General features: G+C 51.9%; 16 protein-coding genes. All 16 read right to left on the bottom strand.

The window, feature by feature from the left end:
• Position 1: 1 nt before the first annotated feature.
• The 16 genes from asnB to V5T82_RS08925 all read right to left on the bottom strand — a co-directional run bounded on the left by asnB (position 2) and on the right by V5T82_RS08925 (position 19,740).
• A complete protein-coding gene (asnB, locus tag V5T82_RS09000; protein WP_332895290.1) occupies positions 2-1,936 on the bottom strand; it encodes an asparagine synthase (glutamine-hydrolyzing) in 1,935 nt (644 codons plus the stop codon).
• Between the two features lie 69 nt (positions 1,937-2,005).
• Positions 2,006-3,136 (bottom strand): glycosyltransferase family 4 protein, encoded by a 1,131-nt coding sequence (locus V5T82_RS08995; protein ID WP_332895289.1) that lies wholly within the window; start codon positions 3,134-3,136, stop codon positions 2,006-2,008.
• Positions 3,133-4,125 carry a GDP-mannose 4,6-dehydratase gene (locus tag V5T82_RS08990; protein ID WP_332895288.1) on the bottom strand — a complete coding sequence of 331 codons (993 nt, stop codon included), beginning with the start codon at positions 4,123-4,125 and terminating at the stop codon, positions 3,133-3,135. The genes V5T82_RS08995 and V5T82_RS08990 overlap by 4 nt, the downstream gene beginning before the upstream one ends.
• 121 nt (positions 4,126-4,246) lie before the next feature.
• The gene (locus tag V5T82_RS08985) at positions 4,247-5,275 is read right to left on the bottom strand and encodes a glycosyltransferase (protein ID WP_332895287.1); all 1,029 of its coding nucleotides are present in this window, start codon (positions 5,273-5,275) and stop codon (positions 4,247-4,249) included.
• The gene (locus tag V5T82_RS08980) at positions 5,272-6,195 is read right to left on the bottom strand and encodes an SGNH/GDSL hydrolase family protein (RefSeq protein WP_332895286.1); all 924 of its coding nucleotides are present in this window, start codon (positions 6,193-6,195) and stop codon (positions 5,272-5,274) included. Before V5T82_RS08980 ends, V5T82_RS08985 begins: the two co-directional genes overlap by 4 nt.
• Positions 6,170-7,660: an MBOAT family O-acyltransferase gene (locus V5T82_RS08975; protein WP_332895285.1), complete on the bottom strand. Its 1,491-nt coding sequence runs from the start codon at positions 7,658-7,660 to the stop codon at positions 6,170-6,172. Before V5T82_RS08975 ends, V5T82_RS08980 begins: the two co-directional genes overlap by 26 nt.
• 137 nt (positions 7,661-7,797) lie before the next feature.
• Positions 7,798-8,958 carry a glycosyltransferase family 4 protein gene (locus V5T82_RS08970; protein WP_332895284.1) on the bottom strand — a complete coding sequence of 387 codons (1,161 nt, stop codon included), beginning with the start codon at positions 8,956-8,958 and terminating at the stop codon, positions 7,798-7,800.
• 152 nt (positions 8,959-9,110) lie between these two features.
• On the bottom strand, positions 9,111-11,219 hold the full coding sequence (locus tag V5T82_RS08965) for a B12-binding domain-containing radical SAM protein (RefSeq protein ID WP_332895283.1): 2,109 nt from the start codon (positions 11,217-11,219) through the stop codon (positions 9,111-9,113).
• Positions 11,220-11,309: 90 nt separating this feature from the next.
• Positions 11,310-12,332 carry a polysaccharide deacetylase family protein gene (locus V5T82_RS08960; RefSeq protein WP_332895282.1) on the bottom strand — a complete coding sequence of 341 codons (1,023 nt, stop codon included), beginning with the start codon at positions 12,330-12,332 and terminating at the stop codon, positions 11,310-11,312.
• A gap of 57 nt (positions 12,333-12,389) precedes the next feature.
• Positions 12,390-13,115, bottom strand: a complete 726-nt coding sequence (locus tag V5T82_RS08955; RefSeq protein WP_332895281.1) for a class I SAM-dependent methyltransferase — start codon at positions 13,113-13,115, stop codon at positions 12,390-12,392.
• A 21-nt stretch (positions 13,116-13,136) separates the two neighbouring features.
• On the bottom strand, positions 13,137-13,982 hold the full coding sequence (locus tag V5T82_RS08950; RefSeq protein ID WP_332895280.1) for a sulfotransferase family protein: 846 nt from the start codon (positions 13,980-13,982) through the stop codon (positions 13,137-13,139).
• Positions 13,979-15,373, bottom strand: coding sequence for a glycosyltransferase family protein (locus V5T82_RS08945; RefSeq protein ID WP_332895279.1), 1,395 nt, complete (start codon positions 15,371-15,373; stop codon positions 13,979-13,981). The genes V5T82_RS08950 and V5T82_RS08945 overlap by 4 nt, the downstream gene beginning before the upstream one ends.
• An 18-nt stretch (positions 15,374-15,391) precedes the next feature.
• Positions 15,392-16,549, bottom strand: a complete 1,158-nt coding sequence (locus V5T82_RS08940) for an NAD-dependent epimerase/dehydratase family protein (protein ID WP_332895278.1) — start codon at positions 16,547-16,549, stop codon at positions 15,392-15,394.
• Positions 16,550-16,598: 49 nt separating this feature from the next.
• Positions 16,599-17,324, bottom strand: a complete 726-nt coding sequence (locus V5T82_RS08935) for an acylneuraminate cytidylyltransferase family protein (protein WP_332895277.1) — start codon at positions 17,322-17,324, stop codon at positions 16,599-16,601.
• Positions 17,325-17,334: 10 nt separating this feature from the next.
• Entirely contained in the window at positions 17,335-18,738 is a 1,404-nt protein-coding gene (locus V5T82_RS08930; protein WP_332895276.1) for a glycosyltransferase family protein, read from the bottom strand.
• Positions 18,739-18,780: 42 nt separating this feature from the next.
• A complete protein-coding gene (locus V5T82_RS08925) occupies positions 18,781-19,740 on the bottom strand; it encodes an NAD(P)-dependent oxidoreductase (RefSeq protein ID WP_332895275.1) in 960 nt (319 codons plus the stop codon).
• Positions 19,741-19,763 lie beyond the last annotated feature (23 nt).

Below are 19,763 nucleotides of genomic sequence, written 5' to 3'. Positions count from 1 at the left end.
TCTATTGCCCAGCCTTATGCCAATTTTGGAACATCAAGACATTCCACAATGCATATTGATAATTGCGGGTGCCCAACACATGGTCTTGCCAGATAGAGCGTACCGCGGAAACATCGAAGAAACCATCATTGCGCAACCGCTCTGGCGACAAGAGGTCTTCAGCCCAATCGCGCAAATCTTCACGCAACCATGTTCCCAACGGTATGCCAAAGCCCATTTTAGGGCGTTCAATCAGTTCGCGCGGAACATGCTTATACAGGATCGAGCGCAAAATACTTTTACCCTGCCCGTTCCGCACCAAATATTCGCGCGGCAGCGTCCAGGCGAATTCCAACACCCGGTGATCGATCAACGGTACGCGCACTTCTAGCGATACGGCCATGGAAGCCCGGTCGACTTTGGTGAGAATATCATCGGGCAGATATGTCATCATATCGAGCAGCTGCATTCGCCCCATATCGTCCGCCCTGACCTGGTGTGTCGAAGCGTCCCACAGCACGCCTTGATGCTCGCCATCTCCGATCACAATGTCAGCGGGGTCCGGCCATTGGCTCACCAACCGGCGATAGACGGCATCGATTGATGGCTCACCGAGGATGTCCGCAACTTTATATAGCTTGTCGCCGAATTGAGGCGGAATGCGCTGGGACGGAATAGCGTTGGCCAAACCACTCCAGGTTTGAGGGGGTAAGGCCTTGATCAGCCCCGCCATCAATTGGCGCAGCGGCCGGGGAACGCGACCTGATACATTCCAGATGTTTGTTGCCCAGAAGTAACGGTTGTATCCGGCAAAGACCTCATCACCGCCGTCTCCCGACAACGCCACGGTGACATAATCCCGGGTCATTTTGGACAAAAGATATGTCGGGACTTGGGAGCTGTCGGCAAACGGCTCATCGTACCACGTGCCCAAATTTGGAATGACATCCAAAGCATCGCGTGACGAAACATACAGTTCAGTATGGTCTGTGCCTATGTGTTGGGCGACGGCTTTAGCGTGAACAGACTCATCAAAGCCTTTTTCTTCAAAGCCGATGGAAAAGCTTTTAACCGGCCGTGAACTGGAAGCCTGCATCAACGCCACAACGAGAGAAGAATCGATCCCACCTGACAAGAACGCGCCCAATGGCACATCTGAGACCATGCGTTTTTGAACCGCGTCGTGGATATGCTTTTCTGCAACTTCGACGGCTTCATCATATGAGCCACCAAACGGCGTCACGTCACCGGATTTCGCAACATGGCGAACATCCCAGTATGGCTTTGTGACGGGCGGTTCACCTTTCGCAATTCGCAAGATGTGTCCCGGCAATAGCTTGTGAACATTTTTAAAAATGGAGTACGGCGCAGGCACATACGCGTAACGCATATAGCTTGCCAACGCGCTGCGATCGATCTCTTCTTCAATCAGTCCAACAGCGCGCAGAGCTTTGAGCTCGGACGAAAAGACAAACGCCTTTTGCGTATGCGCCCAATACAACGGCTTGATTCCGAGGCGGTCGCGCGCCAGCGTCAGACTTTGGGTTTCGCGATCCCACAGCCCAAAGGCAAACATACCGACGCAGCGTTTCAGCGTTTCTTCCACGCCCCACACGGCGCAGGCCTCCAGCAACACTGCGGTGTCGGAATGGGCATAGACCTCATGACCAGCGGCTTGCAGCTCTTTGGCGATTTCTGCAAAGTTGTAAATCTCACCGTTATAGGAAATCACAAACCGGCCGTTCGCACTGACCATGGGTTGGTGGCCCATGGGTGAACAATCAATGATAGACAAGCGACGGTGGCAGAGCCCGACAGGGGCGTTCGGGTCCGTCCAAACGCCCTGATCGTCGGGACCGCGATGTTCCATAGCTTCAGCCATGCGTGCCGCCAACACGTCGAGCCCCTCTAGACGCGGGTCAGGTTGAAACAGACACAGGCCGGCTACACCGCACACGGGGCTGGCTCCTTCAATGAACTTTTAATATTGATGTCAAAGAATGACACGCACATCTCCATCAACGTGCTACTTGGCAACATCATCTATAAGCGACGCATACACTTCTTCATGGTGACGCCGGGCAACAATCGGCCAATCACACGGGGAAACGGCCACATGTGCTTTTTTGAGTAATGTGTCCCGATCCTGGATAGACAAGATGTCACGTGCTTTTTGAGCCAGACCTGTCGGGGTCAGCGTCAAATCAAGTCCGCCTGTCACGCCATCTTCGATGAGGTCAGGTGCCATGCCGACGTTAGTCGAAACAACGGGCACATGGGATGACATGCTTTCCATCAAGCCCATGGGCCCGCCTTCTTCACGCGAGCTCACAATATACAGATCAAGCGCGTGATAACATTCCACTAAGTTCGCCGGGTCTTCGGGATAGGTGTGGGCAAAAGGAATACCCGCTTCGTCCAAGCGCGCTTTAACGTATCCACGCGCCGGGCCTGTCAGCATGACAAATACGGGAAAGTCGTTTTTTAATTCTTTCAACGTTTCGACAAAGATATCCGGCCCCTTGATCAATTTGGGCTCCATCCCATCGCCCCAGCCGACACCGTCTTTTTGAAACGAACCTATCACCACCGCGTCGGAGGGAATGTTGAACTTGGCACGAGCCGCATCGCGCTGTCCTGCTTTCGGCGGCACAAAGGTCTTCATGTTGACGCCGATGGGGATTTGCACAATCTGAGATGACGGCACGCCCCAAGACACCAGCCGGTCGTTCAGAATGCTGTTCGACACCACAATGCGCGACAGGCGCGGGGTGCTGTCTAAGAAGCGATCGATATGACGCGCCACATCTGGGCCGTCTTCGTACTTTCCGTGAAAAAAGGAAACCACGTATTTGTTCGAACGGCCTGCAGCACCGCCCCAAGACAGCCACATGTATTGCGAACCGAAGTGCACGACCTTGTTCAAATCTCCTACGGGGCTGATGCCCGTCTTCGCCGTGGAGGGATGAAGTGCATTGATCTCCTCACAGATGTGTTCACCAACCCAGCGGATGGCCCAGTTTGCATCTTCGATTATGAACTTCACCTGAGTATCATCGCCCGCTTGAGACGACAACCCAACCAAACCGCGCATGCGGGCCGGGAGACATTTTGCTGTATTGAGCGCGATCCTCAGATGTTCTTTGAGGACACTCATGAACCGTTGTCCTTAGCAGATTGGCATTCGAGCTCAGCTTCTATCATTTTGTGAACGACCTCATGCATGAACGTCTTGGCTTCCCAGCCCAGTACGGTTTTCGCTTTTTGAGAATTGCCGACACTTTGTTCCAGTTCGTTGGGGCGCATGAAGGATGCGTCGGTCTTGACGAAATCCCGGTAATCCAAGTCAAAGGCTTCAAACGCGGTTTTGACAAAATCTTTCAGCGGATAATCCTGGCCCGTCGAAATTACGAAGTCCTGCGGCTCGTCTTGTTGCAGCATCAACCACATGGCGTGCACATATTCCGGAGCCCAACCCCAATCGCGACGAATGTCCAAATTACCCATCGTCACACTGTGGTTCGGGTCTTGAGACGCGCGCACTGCGGCCTTGATGATTTTTTGGGTCACAAACCGGGATGGCCTCAGCGGCGATTCGTGGTTGAACAAAATCCCCGAACAGGCAAAAAGGCCATAGGATGAACGATAGCTTTCCACTTCCCAGTGCGCCGCCGCTTTGGCGATGCCATACGGGCTGCAGGGACGAAACACCGTCTCTTCATCCGCAGGCGTTGAGCCAGTATGACCAAAACACTCGCTTGAGCTGGCGTTATAGAATTTAGCATCAATGCCCGAAGAGCGTATGGCATCAAGGATGTTAAGAGTGCCCAACGCAATGCTAGTGAGCGTTTCCGCCGGTTGTTCGAAGGACAGCCCTACAGAACTTTGACCACTTAAATTGTAGACCTCGTCCGGCTTGGCCTGGATCATGGCAGACAAGACGCTATGAAAGTCTGCCGGAGCCGCCGACAACAGTCGAACCTGATCGCAAATCCCCAGCGCGTCCAAATTGCCGAGGTTCACCATTTCCGCATCACGAGATGTCCCGTGCACCTCATAGCCTTTCGACAGCAACAATTTAGCCAAATAGGCGCCGTCTTGGCCTGAAATGCCAAAGATAAGAGCTTTTTTCGGAGTCTGGGACATAGATTGTAATCGCCTAATCAGAAAGCCGCATGGCATGGAACGCGGGGCTCATAACCATGGTTTGCTTGAAGGTAAACTTATGCCACATCAGACGCCAGACGCAAAGAATTGAAACCACACATTAATACGGAATTTGGTTGAGAAGATACGTCAACGGACTGCGCCAAATCGCGCGCATTTGAACAATCGCGTCCCGTTCGGCATACAACTGGTCGAACAGCTCCACATAAGCCTTAATGGTGTTCGCGGCGGTGTTGGGATACTTCAAAACGTTCGACGTCCAGTGGGCATAGTTATCCATGATCTCTTTCAGGGCGGGCTCGAAGTCCTCGACCCCGTTGAACATCACGCCGGACCCTTCACAATATTCCGGCATACAACCTGAATTTCGATACAACAGCGGCAAGCCGCACAAAGCGCCTTCGTTTTGATGATTGCCGCCTGGCTCGTTGATGGAACCCGTGACATAGACATGGTGGCTGCGCAATGCATTGGCGATGCCCTGTGCATCCATCGGCTCCAACAACGTCGCATTTGCGAATTCAAAATTCGCCGGAACATTTCCGATGTAGGTGAAGTCAATGCGCTCTTTCCAAGCCGCATCCCCCATCATCTGATCCAAGCGGCCATAGATGTCGAAACCCTTCATCCAGTTCCCACCCCAATGATGGGTGACCAACTTCAAGGGCTCAGAACCATCCCATACGGCCCGGCCTTCGGGATGGAAGATGTCTGTATCGGCCCCGTTGAGGATGACGCTGGAACCGTGATTGTCTTGCTCTCGCCAGACCTGTAAGTCCTTCAGCCAAGACCCCACAAACACCGTATGGTCCGCACAATAATTGAGAAGCTGCAGCCGCCAGTTCATGAAACGCGTGCCCTTGCGTTCGTCGCATTCATTGATGCGATGGACAACAACGGCGTTGGGATTTTGCGTTGTCAAATAGCGCAGAATGTTCCCTGCCCCAAACGGAATATTGGGAATGCGGGTACGTGGATCGATGACTAAAATGATATCGATATCGGGCCCGTCCAGATCGTAGACGACCGAGTGACCAGCCTGTTCAAGGGCGGTACTCAAGGACTTCACAAACCGATTGCCGCCGCCCCAAGGGCCTTCAATCACTTGGTAGCCGATTGCAATTTTCATTGAGCCGTTCCAAAACAAGAGCTGTAAACGATGTCGGTGAGTTTTTCCGCGCCTTCAACATTCAAGTGATCGGGGTCGGAAAACAAGGCGTCGGAAAAAATAGCCGACAAGTCGACATATTTCGCCGACGTCGTCCGTCCCAACCCGGCGTAGAAGTCCTTGGCCTTTTGGTAGGTGGCTTCGCCGTTTGAATACGTGCGGTAGGTTTCGCTGACCGGGAACGTCACGAGGCAAACCTTCAAACCTTGGCGAAGAAACTCATCCACCGCCATTTTATATTGTGGCGCGAACTTGGCGCGTTCAAAGCTGTCAATTGGAATTTGTTGTCCGGCACGGATGGATGTCTTTTGTTTCACTACGGCCTCGGATAGATCCGTCAAACGCACAATCTTCGACAAGCTGTGACCACCCGCTTCGCTGTGTTTTGGCGAACCCATGAACAGCTCTTTGAGAGACGCAGACCAGTAGCTCAGAATGTATTGGCGATACACCGGCCGCAAAAACTGGATCAGATGTTGTTCATTGTCGATCAAGTCTTGTTGGATAGCTGACTGGTCGCGCTCTAAGCGGTAGCTGGCGAAGTGATGTGGGTCGGCTTGCAGAACAATGCCTGTTACGCCCGGACGTGCAGAAAAGATTTGTGCCTTCGCCAAAATGGTGTTGAGGTTGTCGCCCGCAGTTGAGAAATTCTCAAAATTGGGCGAGCTTTTCAACCCGTTCGCGCCACGTGAATCGGCAAACGCACCATAAGCCGCATTTGACGCATATAGCCCGGCGCGAATGTCATCAAAACTGTTCTTTGGTGCGTAAACCGTGCGCACCAGGAATTCGCTGCCCGCGCAGAACCCGATCACGCCGATCAGCAAAACCGTGGCGTATCCGTTCAGATAACCCTTAAAATTGGAAGTAGATGAATTCACCCGACTGGCCTGCCAAAAGTTTAAGGATAATGCTCAAGGTCACACCACCGACAACGATGCCTAATAACAAGGATGGGCGCCATGCCCAAATGGCGACACCAAACACGCGTGGCGATCCGTGGGATTTGAAATCCAATGCCGGTTCGAACTTGTGCATCAGCTCTTGCGTGGTAGGGAAGAACCACACAAACATCAAAGCACCCGCGAGCCACAACAGTTGCATTGCCCCGCCGTACAAAGGCACTGAACCGTAAACAACCCCAAGCGCATCCAGCACCGGAGTAAGGCTGCTCAACGCGGCTTGGTAGTGGTGCGGAAGAACGATTTGATTGAACGCGACCAGGGCCCTGAACATGCTTTCAACGCCCATCATCGATTCAGCCCTAAACAACGTCCACGTCAATGCGACACACACGAACGTCAAAACCAGTCCGGCTGCGGATGCAAGCTTGCTGGCCTCGACGCGATCGCTCAAGCCCAGTGCCCTGAGAACACGATGCCAAAAATGATTGATGGTCAAAAACGCGCCGTGGGCCAGTCCCCACAAAACAAATGTCCAACCGGCTCCGTGCCAAAGCCCGCCTAGGCCCATGACGATCATTAAATTTAGATATCTGCGCCCACCGCCTTTGCGGTTGCCGCCGAGCGGGAAGTAAACATAATCGCGCAAAAACCGCGAAAGGGTCATGTGCCACTTGCGCCAGAACTCAACGATGTTTCTTGATTTATAAGGTGCATCGAAGTTCAACGGCAGCCGGATATTGAACAGGCGCGCCAGCCCGATGGCGATGTCGGAATAGCCGGAGAAGTCAAAATAGATCTGAAACGTGAAAGCCAAAACGCCAATCCAAGCTTCGATAAACGTTGGGTCGGTTCCCAGGGCTGCCGTGCTGAACACACGGTCCGACCAAAACGCCATCTTTTCCGACAAGACGACCTTTTTGAACAACCCGATGGCAATGATGGTCGAGCCAACCGCAAGATTATTCAATAACTGCCCGTTCATGGGCGGAGCCGTCTTGAACTGACCCATCATTTCGCGGTGGTGAACAATGGGCCCAGCAATCAGCTGTGGGAAGAAGGTGACGAACAAACTGTAGGTTAAGAGGTCCGTCTCTTCAGCCTTACGGGCGTAGACATCCACCAAGAAGGCGATTTGTTGGAACGTGTAAAATGAAATTGCTAGGGGCAGCACGATGGACACGGTGCTGAAGCTCGCACCGGAGACGGCACCAAACGTTTCGAGAAAGAAGTTGCTGTACTTAAAGAAACCCAGTGCAAACAGATTGCCGCAAATCCCCACCACCAGATACAGCATGGTCTGGGCATTCCGGGCGCGCTGGCGAATGATAAGCTGTGCAATAGAATAGTTGAAGATGATCGAAGAGACGATCAACAGCAAATAAACCGGCTCCCACCAACCGTAAAAGAAGAGAGAGCCAACAACTAAGAATCCGATGCTCATGCGGTGTGATGCGTACGCATTCAATGCGTAATACAGCATCAAAACCACCGGCAAAAAGAATAGCAGAAATTCTGGAGAGTTAAACAGCAAGGACGACAACCTGCAGTTTCATTGAACGAAACATAGAGAGTGAAACACTATCGGATATAGTCAAGTTGATCACGAACGATCTTTTCCAAGGCGTGATCCATGCGTGATATGCTGAAATGATCGTCGACGGTTTTGCGGGCCGCACGCCCCATTTCTTCGCGCCACTTGGGGTCGCTGTTAAGGCCTTCAACGGCATCTTTCAAGGCCTTTGGATCCCCCGGAGGAACCAACAAACAGTTTTCACCGGACTTCAATTGGTCTCGGTCCCACAAGCCTTTGATATCGGAAATGACAACGGCTTTTCCACAGGCCATCGCCTGCAAGGTCACGCTGCAACCGCTGGGCTGCCAGACGTCGCGAACCGGCACGACGATCACTTTGGCGTGCTGATAAAGCTCACGCAGCTTTTCGTCCGTAATTTCGGATCCGAACAAACTGCCACGGACGATTTCCACATTGTCTGGAACATCTCCCCCGCCCACATTCAAACGCGTAATAATGCGCACCAGGTCTTGGATGTTGGCATTGATCAGCGTGGCGAAGTCGCGGCTGGGATCGCTGCCGACGGACAAAACGGTTTCGGCCTCATAGGGCTTATCATCTGGCCGCCAAAATTCGGCATCGACGCCAAAAGGGTAATAGCTGGTTTTTTCTCTGGGGATTGAGAACATTTCAATGGCCTTTTCCCGATCCACTTCGCCGGAGAAAAACAAATGATCCAATCCTTCAATAGCTTTCATCAGTTGAGATTTTGCATAGCCCCGAAACATACTGGGCGGGCGCTCGACCAAATCTGAAAGCCCATGGAAGCCCCCCAATAAACGCATTTGGCCGGGAATGTTGCTCCGATAAAGCCCCATGGAGAGAGAAAAAAAATCGTTAAAGCTCAACGCGATGTCTGCACCACCAATCTGATCGGCTATGGCATTGACGCGTGAAACGCTCAAACCGAAGTTCAAGTAGCGGTTTCGGATGCGTTCATACATCAACACACCACGGTTCAACGCGCCTTTGGGATCTTTGCGCGTGTTGCCGATGGACACATCAAACCCACACGATTGAATATGGGGTAAGCCATAAAAGAAATCCTTGGGCGCACGCCCTTGTTTCACCAAGTCCATTCGGCTGTCACGGGCTGTGCCCGGATACAAAAACAGAACCGAACGTCCTTGCTCGCTCGATAAGGTTGATACAGTAGAGTGAGGCATTGTTTTATAGGTGCTCAAAAAGCGACTCGCCCTCAGGAACGGTTATGTTCGTGGGGACCAAAGCTTGAGATGTGATCAAATGATGTTGGCCACACGGCCTTTAAGGAATTTGCCCCCCGATACATATATTCGGGGGGCAGTCCTGAAAGCGTCTAAGCGGTGACCCGTTGAGGTTGGCGTAGCAACTTCTTGGTATGTGTTTTTGTCAGCGCCCGGGCAATCCCGTTGAAGTCATCCCCAAACACGGCGAGGTTGCGTTCAATCGCCTGCTTTTGGGTGTCTTCCAACACGAACTTAAATCCGGTCGGTTGGTTCAGCAGGTAGTTGTTGACTGAGCTGAAGTCTTCTTCTTCGGTGGTAAAGCGCGCGATGTCAAAGTTGTAGACACCGGTAATTTCCACGTCGTTGTTTTGCCAGATGTTGCTCATTTTGCTGGCGTCGAAGTCGACGGCTTCGTCCACGAAACGAACATTGGCGGGCGTATCTTGTTTGATTTCTTTCAAGAGCGCTTGAGCCGTCAGTTTGGCGTGGTCACGAATTTCCGGCAGGTATTCCGTCATGCTGTACGCTTTGTAGCGCAGCATCAGGTTGTTGCCCAATTCCCCTTTGATGTAGCGTTCGACAGTATCGCCTTCTTGAACAAAGGCTTCCAACTCATGGCGGTCGATCCACAATTCGCTTTCGGTGTCGCCCATGAAGTTGTCCAACAAGCCCTTCAAGCGACCCTCTGGGGGCGTCTCGGACAGCAGTTCCAGCCAGCGGAAGATGGGGACGCCAATGGACTTCAAGAACTTCAGCAGCGTGCTGAACACAGCATCGTTATGGAAGATCGAGATCATCAAGTGCATGCGGCGGCACTCAAGGTATTCTTGGAACGACAGCGTATTATTGGACACGCAAATGCCTTCGACTTCGGCTGCGTTGATGCGCTTGCCCGCCATTTCGAAGTGACCAAAGCAACGCGGCAAAATCCGGTAGCGCAGCTCCATGCCGTATTTTTCGATGGTTTCGCGGGTGGCTAAATCACTGCCCGGCAGCATCATCAATTGATAGGTGATAACACGATTAAAGCCGGCTTCCATCAGCGTGCGCAGCGTATGGAAGTGTCCTGCCTTGGTTTCACCCGGCAATCCCAAGATCACTTCGCTGTAGGAGTTCGCGTCGATCTTGCGGCCCTCAAGGGCCAAAACCATCATCTCATCGGTGGAGATATTAGCGCGGTTAACGATTTCCAGGGCGTTGGTGTCCAACGTCTGTACCGAACCCGACAAACGCAGTGCACCGTTCACCATTCCAGCAACTTCCAAAATGCGATGCTTTTGGTTTTTGCCCATGGCGACGTGGATGTATTCAGGGAAGTTGTACTTTTCCTGCACGGCGGCAATCGATTTCGCGATACCGACGTCGCCTTTGTACATGCCGAAGTTGGAATCAGCGATGGACAGGTCGTTGCGGCCTTTTGCGCCACGGGTTTTTTCCATCATCGCACCGATATAATTGAGTTCGGCATCGATTTTGTCGTCATCGTTAGAGGTCACTTTGTTGTAAAAAGCATCGCCTTCCACACAGTACGTGCAACCGAACGGGCAGCCGCGGCGGACCTGCATGATGGGCAGAAGTGTTCCGTCAAAGAACTTATCTAGACGTCCGCTCAGATACGGGGACGGAACCGCTGTCAGATCTTTCAGGCGGATCGAGGAGTCTCCCAAGTAAGCTTTGCCATCCGCAGCCATGGCATGAACCGACGGGATCGCCAGACGTTTGACCGTATCAATGTCGAAATCGTGATCGATTAGACCTTGCAACAGACGGACAAACGGAACTTCGCCTTCTTTGATGACGTAAAAATCGATTTCCGGGTGCTCGCGCAGGAATTCGACTTGCTCATCTTCGGACACGGGATAGCTGGGGCCACCAAAAATCGTCGCCATGTTGGGGTGCAGCTCTTTGAGACGTTTCGCGAACTCATAGCCGAAATAACCATTCCAGACAAAGTGGCTAAATCCAATCGCAATCGGAGCCTCTTCAGCTTCTTCGATGGCCTGCGTTAAGTCCTCGGGATATTTGAATATCCGGATCGGCGTGTCGAAGTCGATACACTTTTCAGCATATTCGGCCAAAAGCCCCATAGCATAGGGAATCAATTCAGCGGAGACCTGCTGCTGGGTGTAAGTCGGGTCTACAAGCCAGACAGACTTGCTGATTGATCGTTTCTCTCCCTCATCGTCATGAGGAAGGACGTCATACTGGGGTGTTCGCATTAAGAGGTCTCCAGTCATCTGTAGTCAGGTCTTGCAACTGATCTGCATGCACACTCTAACTTAATGTGCTTGTTGTTGGTTTCAAGGCCGTTAAGAGCTTAGCGGACGTAGGGTTTTCAGCGTTTCAAAGCTGTTTTGAGTGAAATTGCCATCGACATCAAATAAATCATTCGTGACATACCGGGGAATCGCCCAGTTTTCATCAAGTTCTTTCTCGCTGATTGATTTTGGGTGCAAAGCGTGGCCACTTCTTAACCCCAAGTCTGTCATGATATCAACCGTATCTTCGTTCCACACACCGTATACTCCAAAAGGGTATGCAATGTGAACATTTTTAAGGTCGAGGTGGTGTTTAAAATAGTTCAGACACACACGGATTTCCTCATCTTGTCCAGCCCTGTCCAGGCGGCTCAAAAGTCGGTGAGAATGGGTGTGCAGGCCGATTTCGATGCCATCGTCCTGACAGCGGCGCATATCGTCCAAAGACATGTACAATCGCTTGCTCACGTCCCGCTCATCGCCAAAATGGGTCGCGAACATCACTTCGAGGATGTGATCTAAAACATCATAGCGAAGTTCAAAGTTGATCATCCGCTTGAAGTCACCAACGGTTTTATTGTCAAACCGGTGGCTGCCGCGCAGGCCCAAATGACTGATATCCTGCCGATCCCTGGCCAAATCGTAGCCGTGCGTATCGGCAACAGATTGAAATTCTTTGGAAAATTGGTCAAATCCCAGTTTACTGATCATCAGGTGGATTTTTTGGACATTGAGCACCTTGCCTTCCATTAAAGGCTGGGAACAGCAAAACACAATCGCGGGGACGCCTTCGGCTTTCAGCGTCGGGCGCACGTAGCGTTCAACATCGACGATGCCGTCATCAAAGGTGATGCAGGCCTTCAGGCGCCCCGATTGCGAGGGCTTATCCATGAGATCCGAACAATCCACCATCTCAAAATGCTCTTTCAGCCCCTGCACGTGCTTGGCAAAAATGGGGCTCTCAACACCGTGAAGTCCCGGGAAGTCGTATCCCTCCCTGGGGTGGCTGTAGTGATAGATTACGGATAGGGCCTTTTGATCTGTCAGATCAGAAGGATCAAGTTTCGTCGCCATAGACTTTCTTTCGACTTGTGATGGATAACCTGAGTGACATGGACATTGTTCGACATTTCAGCTTATGGAATTAGCTGAAAGCCGGTCTTGCGCTGAAATCGGCAATTGGGAATCAACCTCAATTTTGCCCCCGTTCAAGTCCCCCAGTTCTAACAAAAACCCTGCAGACAGGATGTATGAGACATTAGGTGGGACGACCGTTCTATTGTTCAAGCCCGTTTCGTAACCAAACAAAGAAATTTTCGAAAGCCCCTTACAGCCGTGCAGATATTCAAGGAATTTCGGCAGACAAAACAGGTTGTAATTGAGCCTGTGTTCTTTGCCGCAGTAAGAGCGCTCGATGTCCACAACATGCTCATCAACATTGGCGAGTTTGACATCGAACAACACATACTTGTTTGACCAGTTGATCATGCGATTGATCAACTCTTCGAATTTCACTTCGTGTTGCATCACGCCCGTGGCATTGACCAAATCGAACGTATCCGTGTTTTCAAACTCAAGGGCGTTTGTGCAATGGAATGCAAAGTCAGGATAATTTTCACGGGCCAGGCGAATGTTTTCTTCGACAATATCGACGCCGGTGTAGCTCAGGTCTTGAAACTTTTGGCTCAGCAGTTCGATCATGCGTCCACTGGCACAGCCAATGTCCAAAACGCTGTGGGCATCGTGGGCCATGGAATCGATAAAAACCGTTTCGGACTTAAAGAAGTCCTCGGCACCTTTGTTGGCAAACCCACGGATGCAATCGACGTCCCGCCAACGTGAATATATGTCGCTCATAAAAGGTCCTATGATCCTGCGTTAGGATTTGACGCCAATTTTGTCGGCATAAACAGAAAGCTCGCGATCGATCGTCTCGGCCTCTTCGGGTGACAGAATGCGTTCCCATTGACCGATGGAGTCCGGAAAAATCTGTTTGGACAGAGAAATATTGGTGTGGCTTTCACGACCCAAAACCGTTTTCACTTTTTCGCGCTCTTCACCTGTCTTGTCCAACTGTAATTCAGCGCAGGCTTCTGACCAGTCTTCACCAATGAAATCCAACACTTTGCGCATCGTCGGTTCGGTCTGAGTGACGAGATCAAAGTAATCGATCTGGATGTAATCGTCCGTCTCTTTACCAAGTAAGCCATCGATGTCGTGATAGGCGGAAAGCGCGGACGTTAAGAACGTCTCGATCGTATCCTTACGCTTGTCCTTCCAACTCGCAAAGCAGTCTTTGTAATTCCGCGTGACATGGATAAGCTTCGCGTTCGGCCAAATCTCTTTGGCAAGCGTCCAATGGCGAATGTTGTCCGGCGTCTTTTCAACCCAACGCTTCTTCCCGACTTCTTGGGTTTTGTACTCAAGCACTATATCCACATATTCGCGCGCAGGATCGGCGCATTTGAGGTCGCAAATCTTTTCATACGTCGGATCGTCTAAGTCGAAAAAGTTCCGCAGATAACCCATGCGCTTGGAACTTGGGTCTGCCCAGTTTTCCCGAATCGCGTCTTCGTACCAGTGTGTTTCAAAACTGCCAAACAGATCGGGGTGTTGGCCTAATAAAGCGCGCAGCAGGCTGGTTCCCGATTTCATCAAGCCGCCGATAAAGATCGGCTCGGGGGCTTTGCCATAGGCCTTTTGGGATGGTTCTTGATCGCTCATTGAGAGGTCATTTCTTCTGCTAAGTGATAAAGGCGCGTGCTGTAATTGGGCTCCGACAAATCGACAAAGCGCTGAGCATATTCCAACATGGTTTGATGCAGGTCTTCGTCGTTCGACTGCTTCAACAAATTGGCGATGCTTGCCGACAAGTTGTCGTCCGAGCGGCACATATCAACACCCGGACGGCCCCAAAGCCCCTTAAAGTGAGCCAGTTTGTCCAGCAAGTGTTCGGGGCGGCCGAATTTTTTGACCATGTCCGCATGGGGCATGAACGCAATGGTCGGCTTGCCGTGCAGAACGGTGTCCAGCAACAACGTCGACAAACTGGAAATCGTGCCCGAGACCATTTTCAACAGCTTGCGCGAAATTTCAAAATCCGACATATCCATGCCGCGATCATTCATGGTCGAAATACGGCGGTAATAGTTTTCCATAAATGGGTCCATGGAAATGTGTTTGTAGTCGTGATCAAAGAAGTTGTCTTCGTTCTCAACCAGGTCACCGCGCCACGGGTGTGGACGGTATAAGATATGGCAATCCGGAATTTCTCCGGTTTCTATTTTGTCTTCTAACATCGTCAAATGACGGATTTCATCGAGCGACTGGCTTATGCCGCCGTACAACACGATGGGTTTGTCTTGGGGCACTTTAAACATGCGGCGCAAAGTCAGGTCGTCATCTGAAACCGGGGTTCTGTAACCTTGGTATTGGGCCGCACCCAAGACGCGGATTCTGTCGGCCGGCATGTTCATGTATTCGATGGCCTGATCCTTGGTTTCTTCCCCCCAGACGCCAAGGCAGTCGGGATGGTCGATGGTCATCGCCCTTTGGCTGGGATTATCCCAAGAATTCATCAACACCAAAAATGGAATCTCCAAGATGTCCTTGAGCACAAGCAGCTCGTTCACAAAGTAACCTGCCAACACTGACGGATGAATCAGAACATCGGGTTTTTCGGCTTTGATGAGCTTCTTCAACTCTGGCAAATGGCCTTGCTTGTTGAAGACGTAGCGCTGGGCGATCGCATATATACCGGGCAGGCCCAACACATCGAAAATGTTGGTGCGCAAATACCCGTGCGTTTCATACAGACGTTGTTTGCAATAAGCCTTCTGTGCTGTGCCGCGGTTATCGTGCATCGCGCCGATTGCATAGAGCTTGTACCAACTGGCCATCCGCTCACGCGTGATGTGTGTTGTCAGAACCCGGGGCAATTCGAGTTCATCAATATTGGAAAAGATGGATGTCTCTTCTGTCGTGGGATCGTCATTGAAAACGTAGGTCACATCCCAGTTTTCATTTAAGTCCTGAAACGCACGACTATTGATGAAATTACGAATGATCAAGTCATGGTCAATGAAGACCATGGCCCGTTTCCTGGGTTCTGCCATTTAGGCACGCACCTTAGTTTAAGACTGGTTCGACCACTTAATGCGCGGTTTGAACACTTCAGCGTCCACGTGATCGCAGTTTTCCATCACGGTGGCCAACATGCTATCGAGAACTTCTTCGGTCAACAGCACCGGCTCCAAGCCCAAATCAACCAAACGCGTATGTTTGGCATTGTAATAGTGTTCTTCTTGCTCAACACGCGGGTTTTCAAGATGGTTGATAGTGATGTCTTTACCGACGCGCTTGGCGGCAGCTTGAACCTTGGCAGCCAACTCCATGACCGAGAACTGTTCAGTAAATTGGTTGAATACGCGGAACTCGCCTTGCTCCGGCGGGTTGTCCGCAGCAATTTCTACGCAGCGGATGGTGTCGCGCAGGTTCAAGAAACCGCGGGTCTGCTTGCCGGAACCATAAACCGTCAAATCGTGATCCGTTGCCGCCTGAACCAAGAAGCGGTTCAAAACCGTGCCGAACACATCGTCATAGTGGAACGACGTTTGGAAGTCCGTACCCATTTGGGTTTCGTCCGTGTCGATGCCGTAGACAACGCCTTGGTTCAAGTCCGTGGAGCGCAGCCCCCAGACGCGGCAGACAAACTCGATGTTATGGCTATCGTGCACTTTTGAGAGGTGATAGAAGCTGTGCGGTTTTTTGGGGAACAGCACGCGGTCATGACGGCCATTGTGTTCCAGCTCCAACCAGCCTTCTTCGATATCGATGTTCGGCGTACCGTATTCACCCATGGTGCCCAACTTGATCAAGTGGGCATCCGGGCAATACTTTTGCATAGCGAAAAGGACATTGAGGTTGCCGACAATATTGTTCACTTGCGTGTTCACAGCCGTGGTGCGCCCTTGCATCGAGTACGGGGCCGACGGTTGTTCCGCGTAGTGCACAATGGCATCGGGCTTGCACTCTTCAAACAGCTTGTAGACAGCCCGGTCATCGACAAGATCCATGATGCGCAGATGCATCTCGTTGTCGGAAACCTCGTTCCACTTTTTGACCCGATGATGAAGGGGGGCGATGGGGCGCAAGGGTTCGATGCCCTCTTCCATCTCCCAGCGGCGCTTGGCAAAGTTATCAATAATCCAAACTTCGTCGCCACGTTTGGAAAAATGCATTGCAGTCGGCCATCCAAGATAGCCGTCACCACCAAGAACTAAGATTCTCATGAGTCAAGTGCGCTTTCAAAAAGTCGTAAGGAATAGGTGTGTAAACGTTCTAGCGATCCTGCATGTGAGGCAAACTCACAGCCCCAGCCTGGATCAGGGCATGGGATAACACAAGATCGAGTGGTTCGTCGAGATCAAATTCATATGGGCGTTCGACTTCGCAACCCGCACACGGTTCTGCGTAAAACCCGCGTCCATCAAGCAGCGCCGAAGATCGGGCCGCGATTAGGTTTCCGAACACCTTAAGTGCTGGTTTTTCTTGCTTATTCCGCGCCGATTGGCGCTCTTTGGCAAACAAAAAGTTGATTTTTCCGTCTGCGTCTGCGGTACGCTGGTTCCAAGCATGCGTGTTGTGGGGAACCGGGCAATAGTTGTGTGCAGACTGGGCCCAATCGCAGCTGTTGAGCAGATCGATGAGATCGCAGACGTGTTCCGGCAGTAAAAACGGGCTGGTGGGCTGAATCAGCACAACAATATCAGGCAATGTGCGACCCGCTTGCTGCGCGCGCAGCAAGAAATCCTGGGCGACTTTGTCCACCTTGGCGGTGTCGCCAGACAACGTGTCCGGACGACGATCGACATCAATTCCAAGCTCCGTCGCACGTGCGGCGATGCCATCGTGATCGGTGGAACAGACAATCCGGTCAAATCGACCGCTTTTAAGCGCTGCCGTCGCGCCGTAATCCAAAAGCGGGCGGCCATCCAGATCAACAAGGTTTTTCAGAGGGATGCTCTTCGAGCCGCCCCGGGCAGGTATCAATCCCCAAACAGTCATTGTTGTACCTCTATGCCTCGCGATTTGATGTGAGCTCGTGGGCGAGCATGTTGAGACGCTCACTATAGGTCGGACCCGATAAGTCGACGAAATCCTGCGCATACTCAAGCATTGTTTTGCGCAGTTCTGGGTCTTCGGCGCCTTTTAAAAGGCCGTTCATGCTCTCAACCAAGTGGTCATCCGACTGACACATGTCGACACCTGGCTTATTCCACAGGCCGCTGAAATGGGCCAAACGCGGCAACAGGTGCTTTGGCGCGCCGAATTTGTAACGCATGTCTGCCTCAGGCATGAACGCAATGGTCGGCTTACCGTGAAGAACGGTTTCCAGCAGCAAGGTTGACAACGTCGAAATGGTGCCGGAAACCAGCCCCAAAAGACGCCGAGTGACTTCGTAGTTGGCCATATCGATGCCGCGCGTTGTTTCGCTCGTCGCGCGACGATAATAGTCTTCCATGAACGGATCCATGGAAATATGCTTGTAGCCCTTCTCAAAGAACCCGACTTCATTGTTGACCAATTCACCGCGCCAGGGGTGCGGACGATAGAGGATGTGGCAGTCGGGGATTTTGCCGGACCCAATGTTCTCTTCCAAAAGGTCCAGGTGGCGCGTTTCGTTGACCGATTTGCTGACACCAGCATAAAGAATAATGGGCTTGCCTTTGGGGACTTTGAACATCTCACGAAGTTCGGCGTCTGTTTCCGGCACAGCATTACGGTATCCCTGGAACTGAGCTGCACCAAGAATTTTCACTTTGTCCTTGGGCATGCCCATATACGTCATCGCCTGACGGCGGGTTTCTTCACCCCATACCGCAAGACAGTCCGGATGCCCGGTGGTCATCGCTTTCTGACTGGGGTTGTCCCAAGAATTCATCAAGGCCAGGAACGGAATTTTCAAACGGTCCTTCAAGACCAGAAGCTCGTTCATGTAGTAACCGGTCAAAACCGAAGGGTAGATCAAGATGTCAGGGTTTTTCTGCTTAATCAGTTCTTCGAGTTCCGGCAGATAAGCTTGGCGGTTGAGATAGTATTTTTGAACCATCGGGAAAATCCCCGGCAGGCTCAATGCGTCGTAAATGTTCGCCCGAAGTGGCCCGTTGATTTCGTAAATCCTACGCTTGCGAAACTTCTTGTTGGGCGTGCCTCGCTGATGGTGCAGAACCGAAATCGCATAGAGTTGATACCAGCTGCCCATGCGCGCACGGGTGATATGGGTTGTGAAGACTTCTTTGAGGCCAAGATCATGAACGTCCGTGAAAATATGCTTTTTCTCGGTCGTTGGATCATCATTGAAGACGTACGTGACGTCCCATTCTTCGTTCAACCGTTCAAACGCCTTTCCGTTGATGAAATGGCGGATGATGAGGTCGTGGTCGATAAAGACCATGGCCTTTTTCTTCGTGATTGGCATTCGCGTACTTACCTGTATTTAGTCGTATTGAACCGCAGGGGGTTATTCTGCGTCATCTATTCCCAACGCTTTCGCGGCCTTGATGATAACGAATCGTTCCGTTTCCAACCAGGCATCCGTTGTAGAACCGCCGATGTGCGGCGTCAGGACAAGGTTGTCGTGCTCACGAGCATAGCGGGCGATGCGGCTGTCGCCGAAGTGATTGCTGAACTCAGGATCGTATTCGCCGTCAATGGTGTCGAGACCGGCAGCGTAGAGGTGACCGCTTTCGAGCATATCCAGCAGAGCTTCGGTATCGAGCAATTCGCCCCGCGCGGTGTTGACCACCATTGCGCCCTTGGGCAATTTTTCAAGGACCGAGCGGCTGACCAGATTGCGGGTTTCTTCGTTCGCAGGCGCATGCAGGCTCAAGATATCCGATTGCGCCGCCAACTCTTCAATGGTGTCCACAGAACCTTCGACATAGGGGTCGAAGAACGCTGTCATCATCCCCATGGCCTGAGCAATCTCTGCCGTTTTCTTGCCTAACCGGCCATGCCCCACAAGGCCTAAGCGCATCCGCGAAAACATCCGCGGCGCGCCCCAGTCTCGACGGTTCCAATCCCCACCGGATGCTACGGCATGACACGCTGGAATACGCCGCCAAGCAGACAGCATCAGTCCGATCGTCAGTTCCGCCGTCGGTGTAATGGTGTCGAGAAAAGCTTGCTCGTCATGCAATGCACACACGGCGACCGAACGACGACCAGCTTCTTCGGCATCGATGTGAGGAATGCCAGTGGTGTTGGACACAACAGCCTTCAATTTGGGGCAGCGATCCATTTTGTCTTGATCGACCAAGAACCCTAAGGGCGCGAACAGCACTTGCGTCCCGGCTAATATCTCATCCGTGTCATAGCGGGGATCGTCCAGTTCAGTGACGTCATACAGGCGCTCAACAAGGGCTTTGTTCTCTGCACTGTATTGCATGATCCGATAATAAAGAGCGCGGGGTTTTTGCATAACTGACCTATACCCAAATGGGA

The organism is Magnetovibrio sp. PR-2 (assembly GCF_036689815.1).
Lineage (GTDB): Bacteria > Pseudomonadota > Alphaproteobacteria > Rhodospirillales > Magnetovibrionaceae > Magnetovibrio.
The sequence above is the reverse complement of the archived record's forward strand: the minus strand, read 5'-3'. Positions and strand labels throughout refer to the sequence as shown.

Excerpts from the sequence above, each read along its gene's own strand:
- V5T82_RS08995 (WP_332895289.1), bottom strand. The coding sequence starts at position 3,136 with ATGAGTGTCCTCAAAGAACATCTGAGGATCGCGCTCAATACAGCAAAA.
- V5T82_RS08990 (WP_332895288.1), bottom strand. The coding sequence starts at position 4,125 with ATGTCCCAGACTCCGAAAAAAGCTCTTATCTTTGGCATTTCAGGCCAA.
- V5T82_RS08985 (WP_332895287.1), bottom strand. The coding sequence starts at position 5,275 with ATGAAAATTGCAATCGGCTACCAAGTGATTGAAGGCCCTTGGGGCGGC.
- V5T82_RS08975 (WP_332895285.1), bottom strand. The coding sequence starts at position 7,660 with ATGAGCATCGGATTCTTAGTTGTTGGCTCTCTCTTCTTTTACGGTTGG.
- V5T82_RS08970 (WP_332895284.1), bottom strand. The coding sequence starts at position 8,958 with ATGCCTCACTCTACTGTATCAACCTTATCGAGCGAGCAAGGACGTTCG.
- V5T82_RS08965 (WP_332895283.1), bottom strand. The coding sequence starts at position 11,219 with ATGCGAACACCCCAGTATGACGTCCTTCCTCATGACGATGAGGGAGAG.
- V5T82_RS08960 (WP_332895282.1), bottom strand. The coding sequence starts at position 12,332 with ATGGCGACGAAACTTGATCCTTCTGATCTGACAGATCAAAAGGCCCTA.
- V5T82_RS08955 (WP_332895281.1), bottom strand. The coding sequence starts at position 13,115 with ATGAGCGACATATATTCACGTTGGCGGGACGTCGATTGCATCCGTGGG.
- V5T82_RS08950 (WP_332895280.1), bottom strand. The coding sequence starts at position 13,982 with ATGAGCGATCAAGAACCATCCCAAAAGGCCTATGGCAAAGCCCCCGAG.
- V5T82_RS08945 (WP_332895279.1), bottom strand. The coding sequence starts at position 15,373 with ATGGCAGAACCCAGGAAACGGGCCATGGTCTTCATTGACCATGACTTG.
- V5T82_RS08940 (WP_332895278.1), bottom strand. The coding sequence starts at position 16,549 with ATGAGAATCTTAGTTCTTGGTGGTGACGGCTATCTTGGATGGCCGACT.
- V5T82_RS08935 (WP_332895277.1), bottom strand. The coding sequence starts at position 17,324 with ATGACTGTTTGGGGATTGATACCTGCCCGGGGCGGCTCGAAGAGCATC.
- V5T82_RS08930 (WP_332895276.1), bottom strand. The coding sequence starts at position 18,738 with ATGCCAATCACGAAGAAAAAGGCCATGGTCTTTATCGACCACGACCTC.
- V5T82_RS08925 (WP_332895275.1), bottom strand. The coding sequence starts at position 19,740 with ATGCAAAAACCCCGCGCTCTTTATTATCGGATCATGCAATACAGTGCA.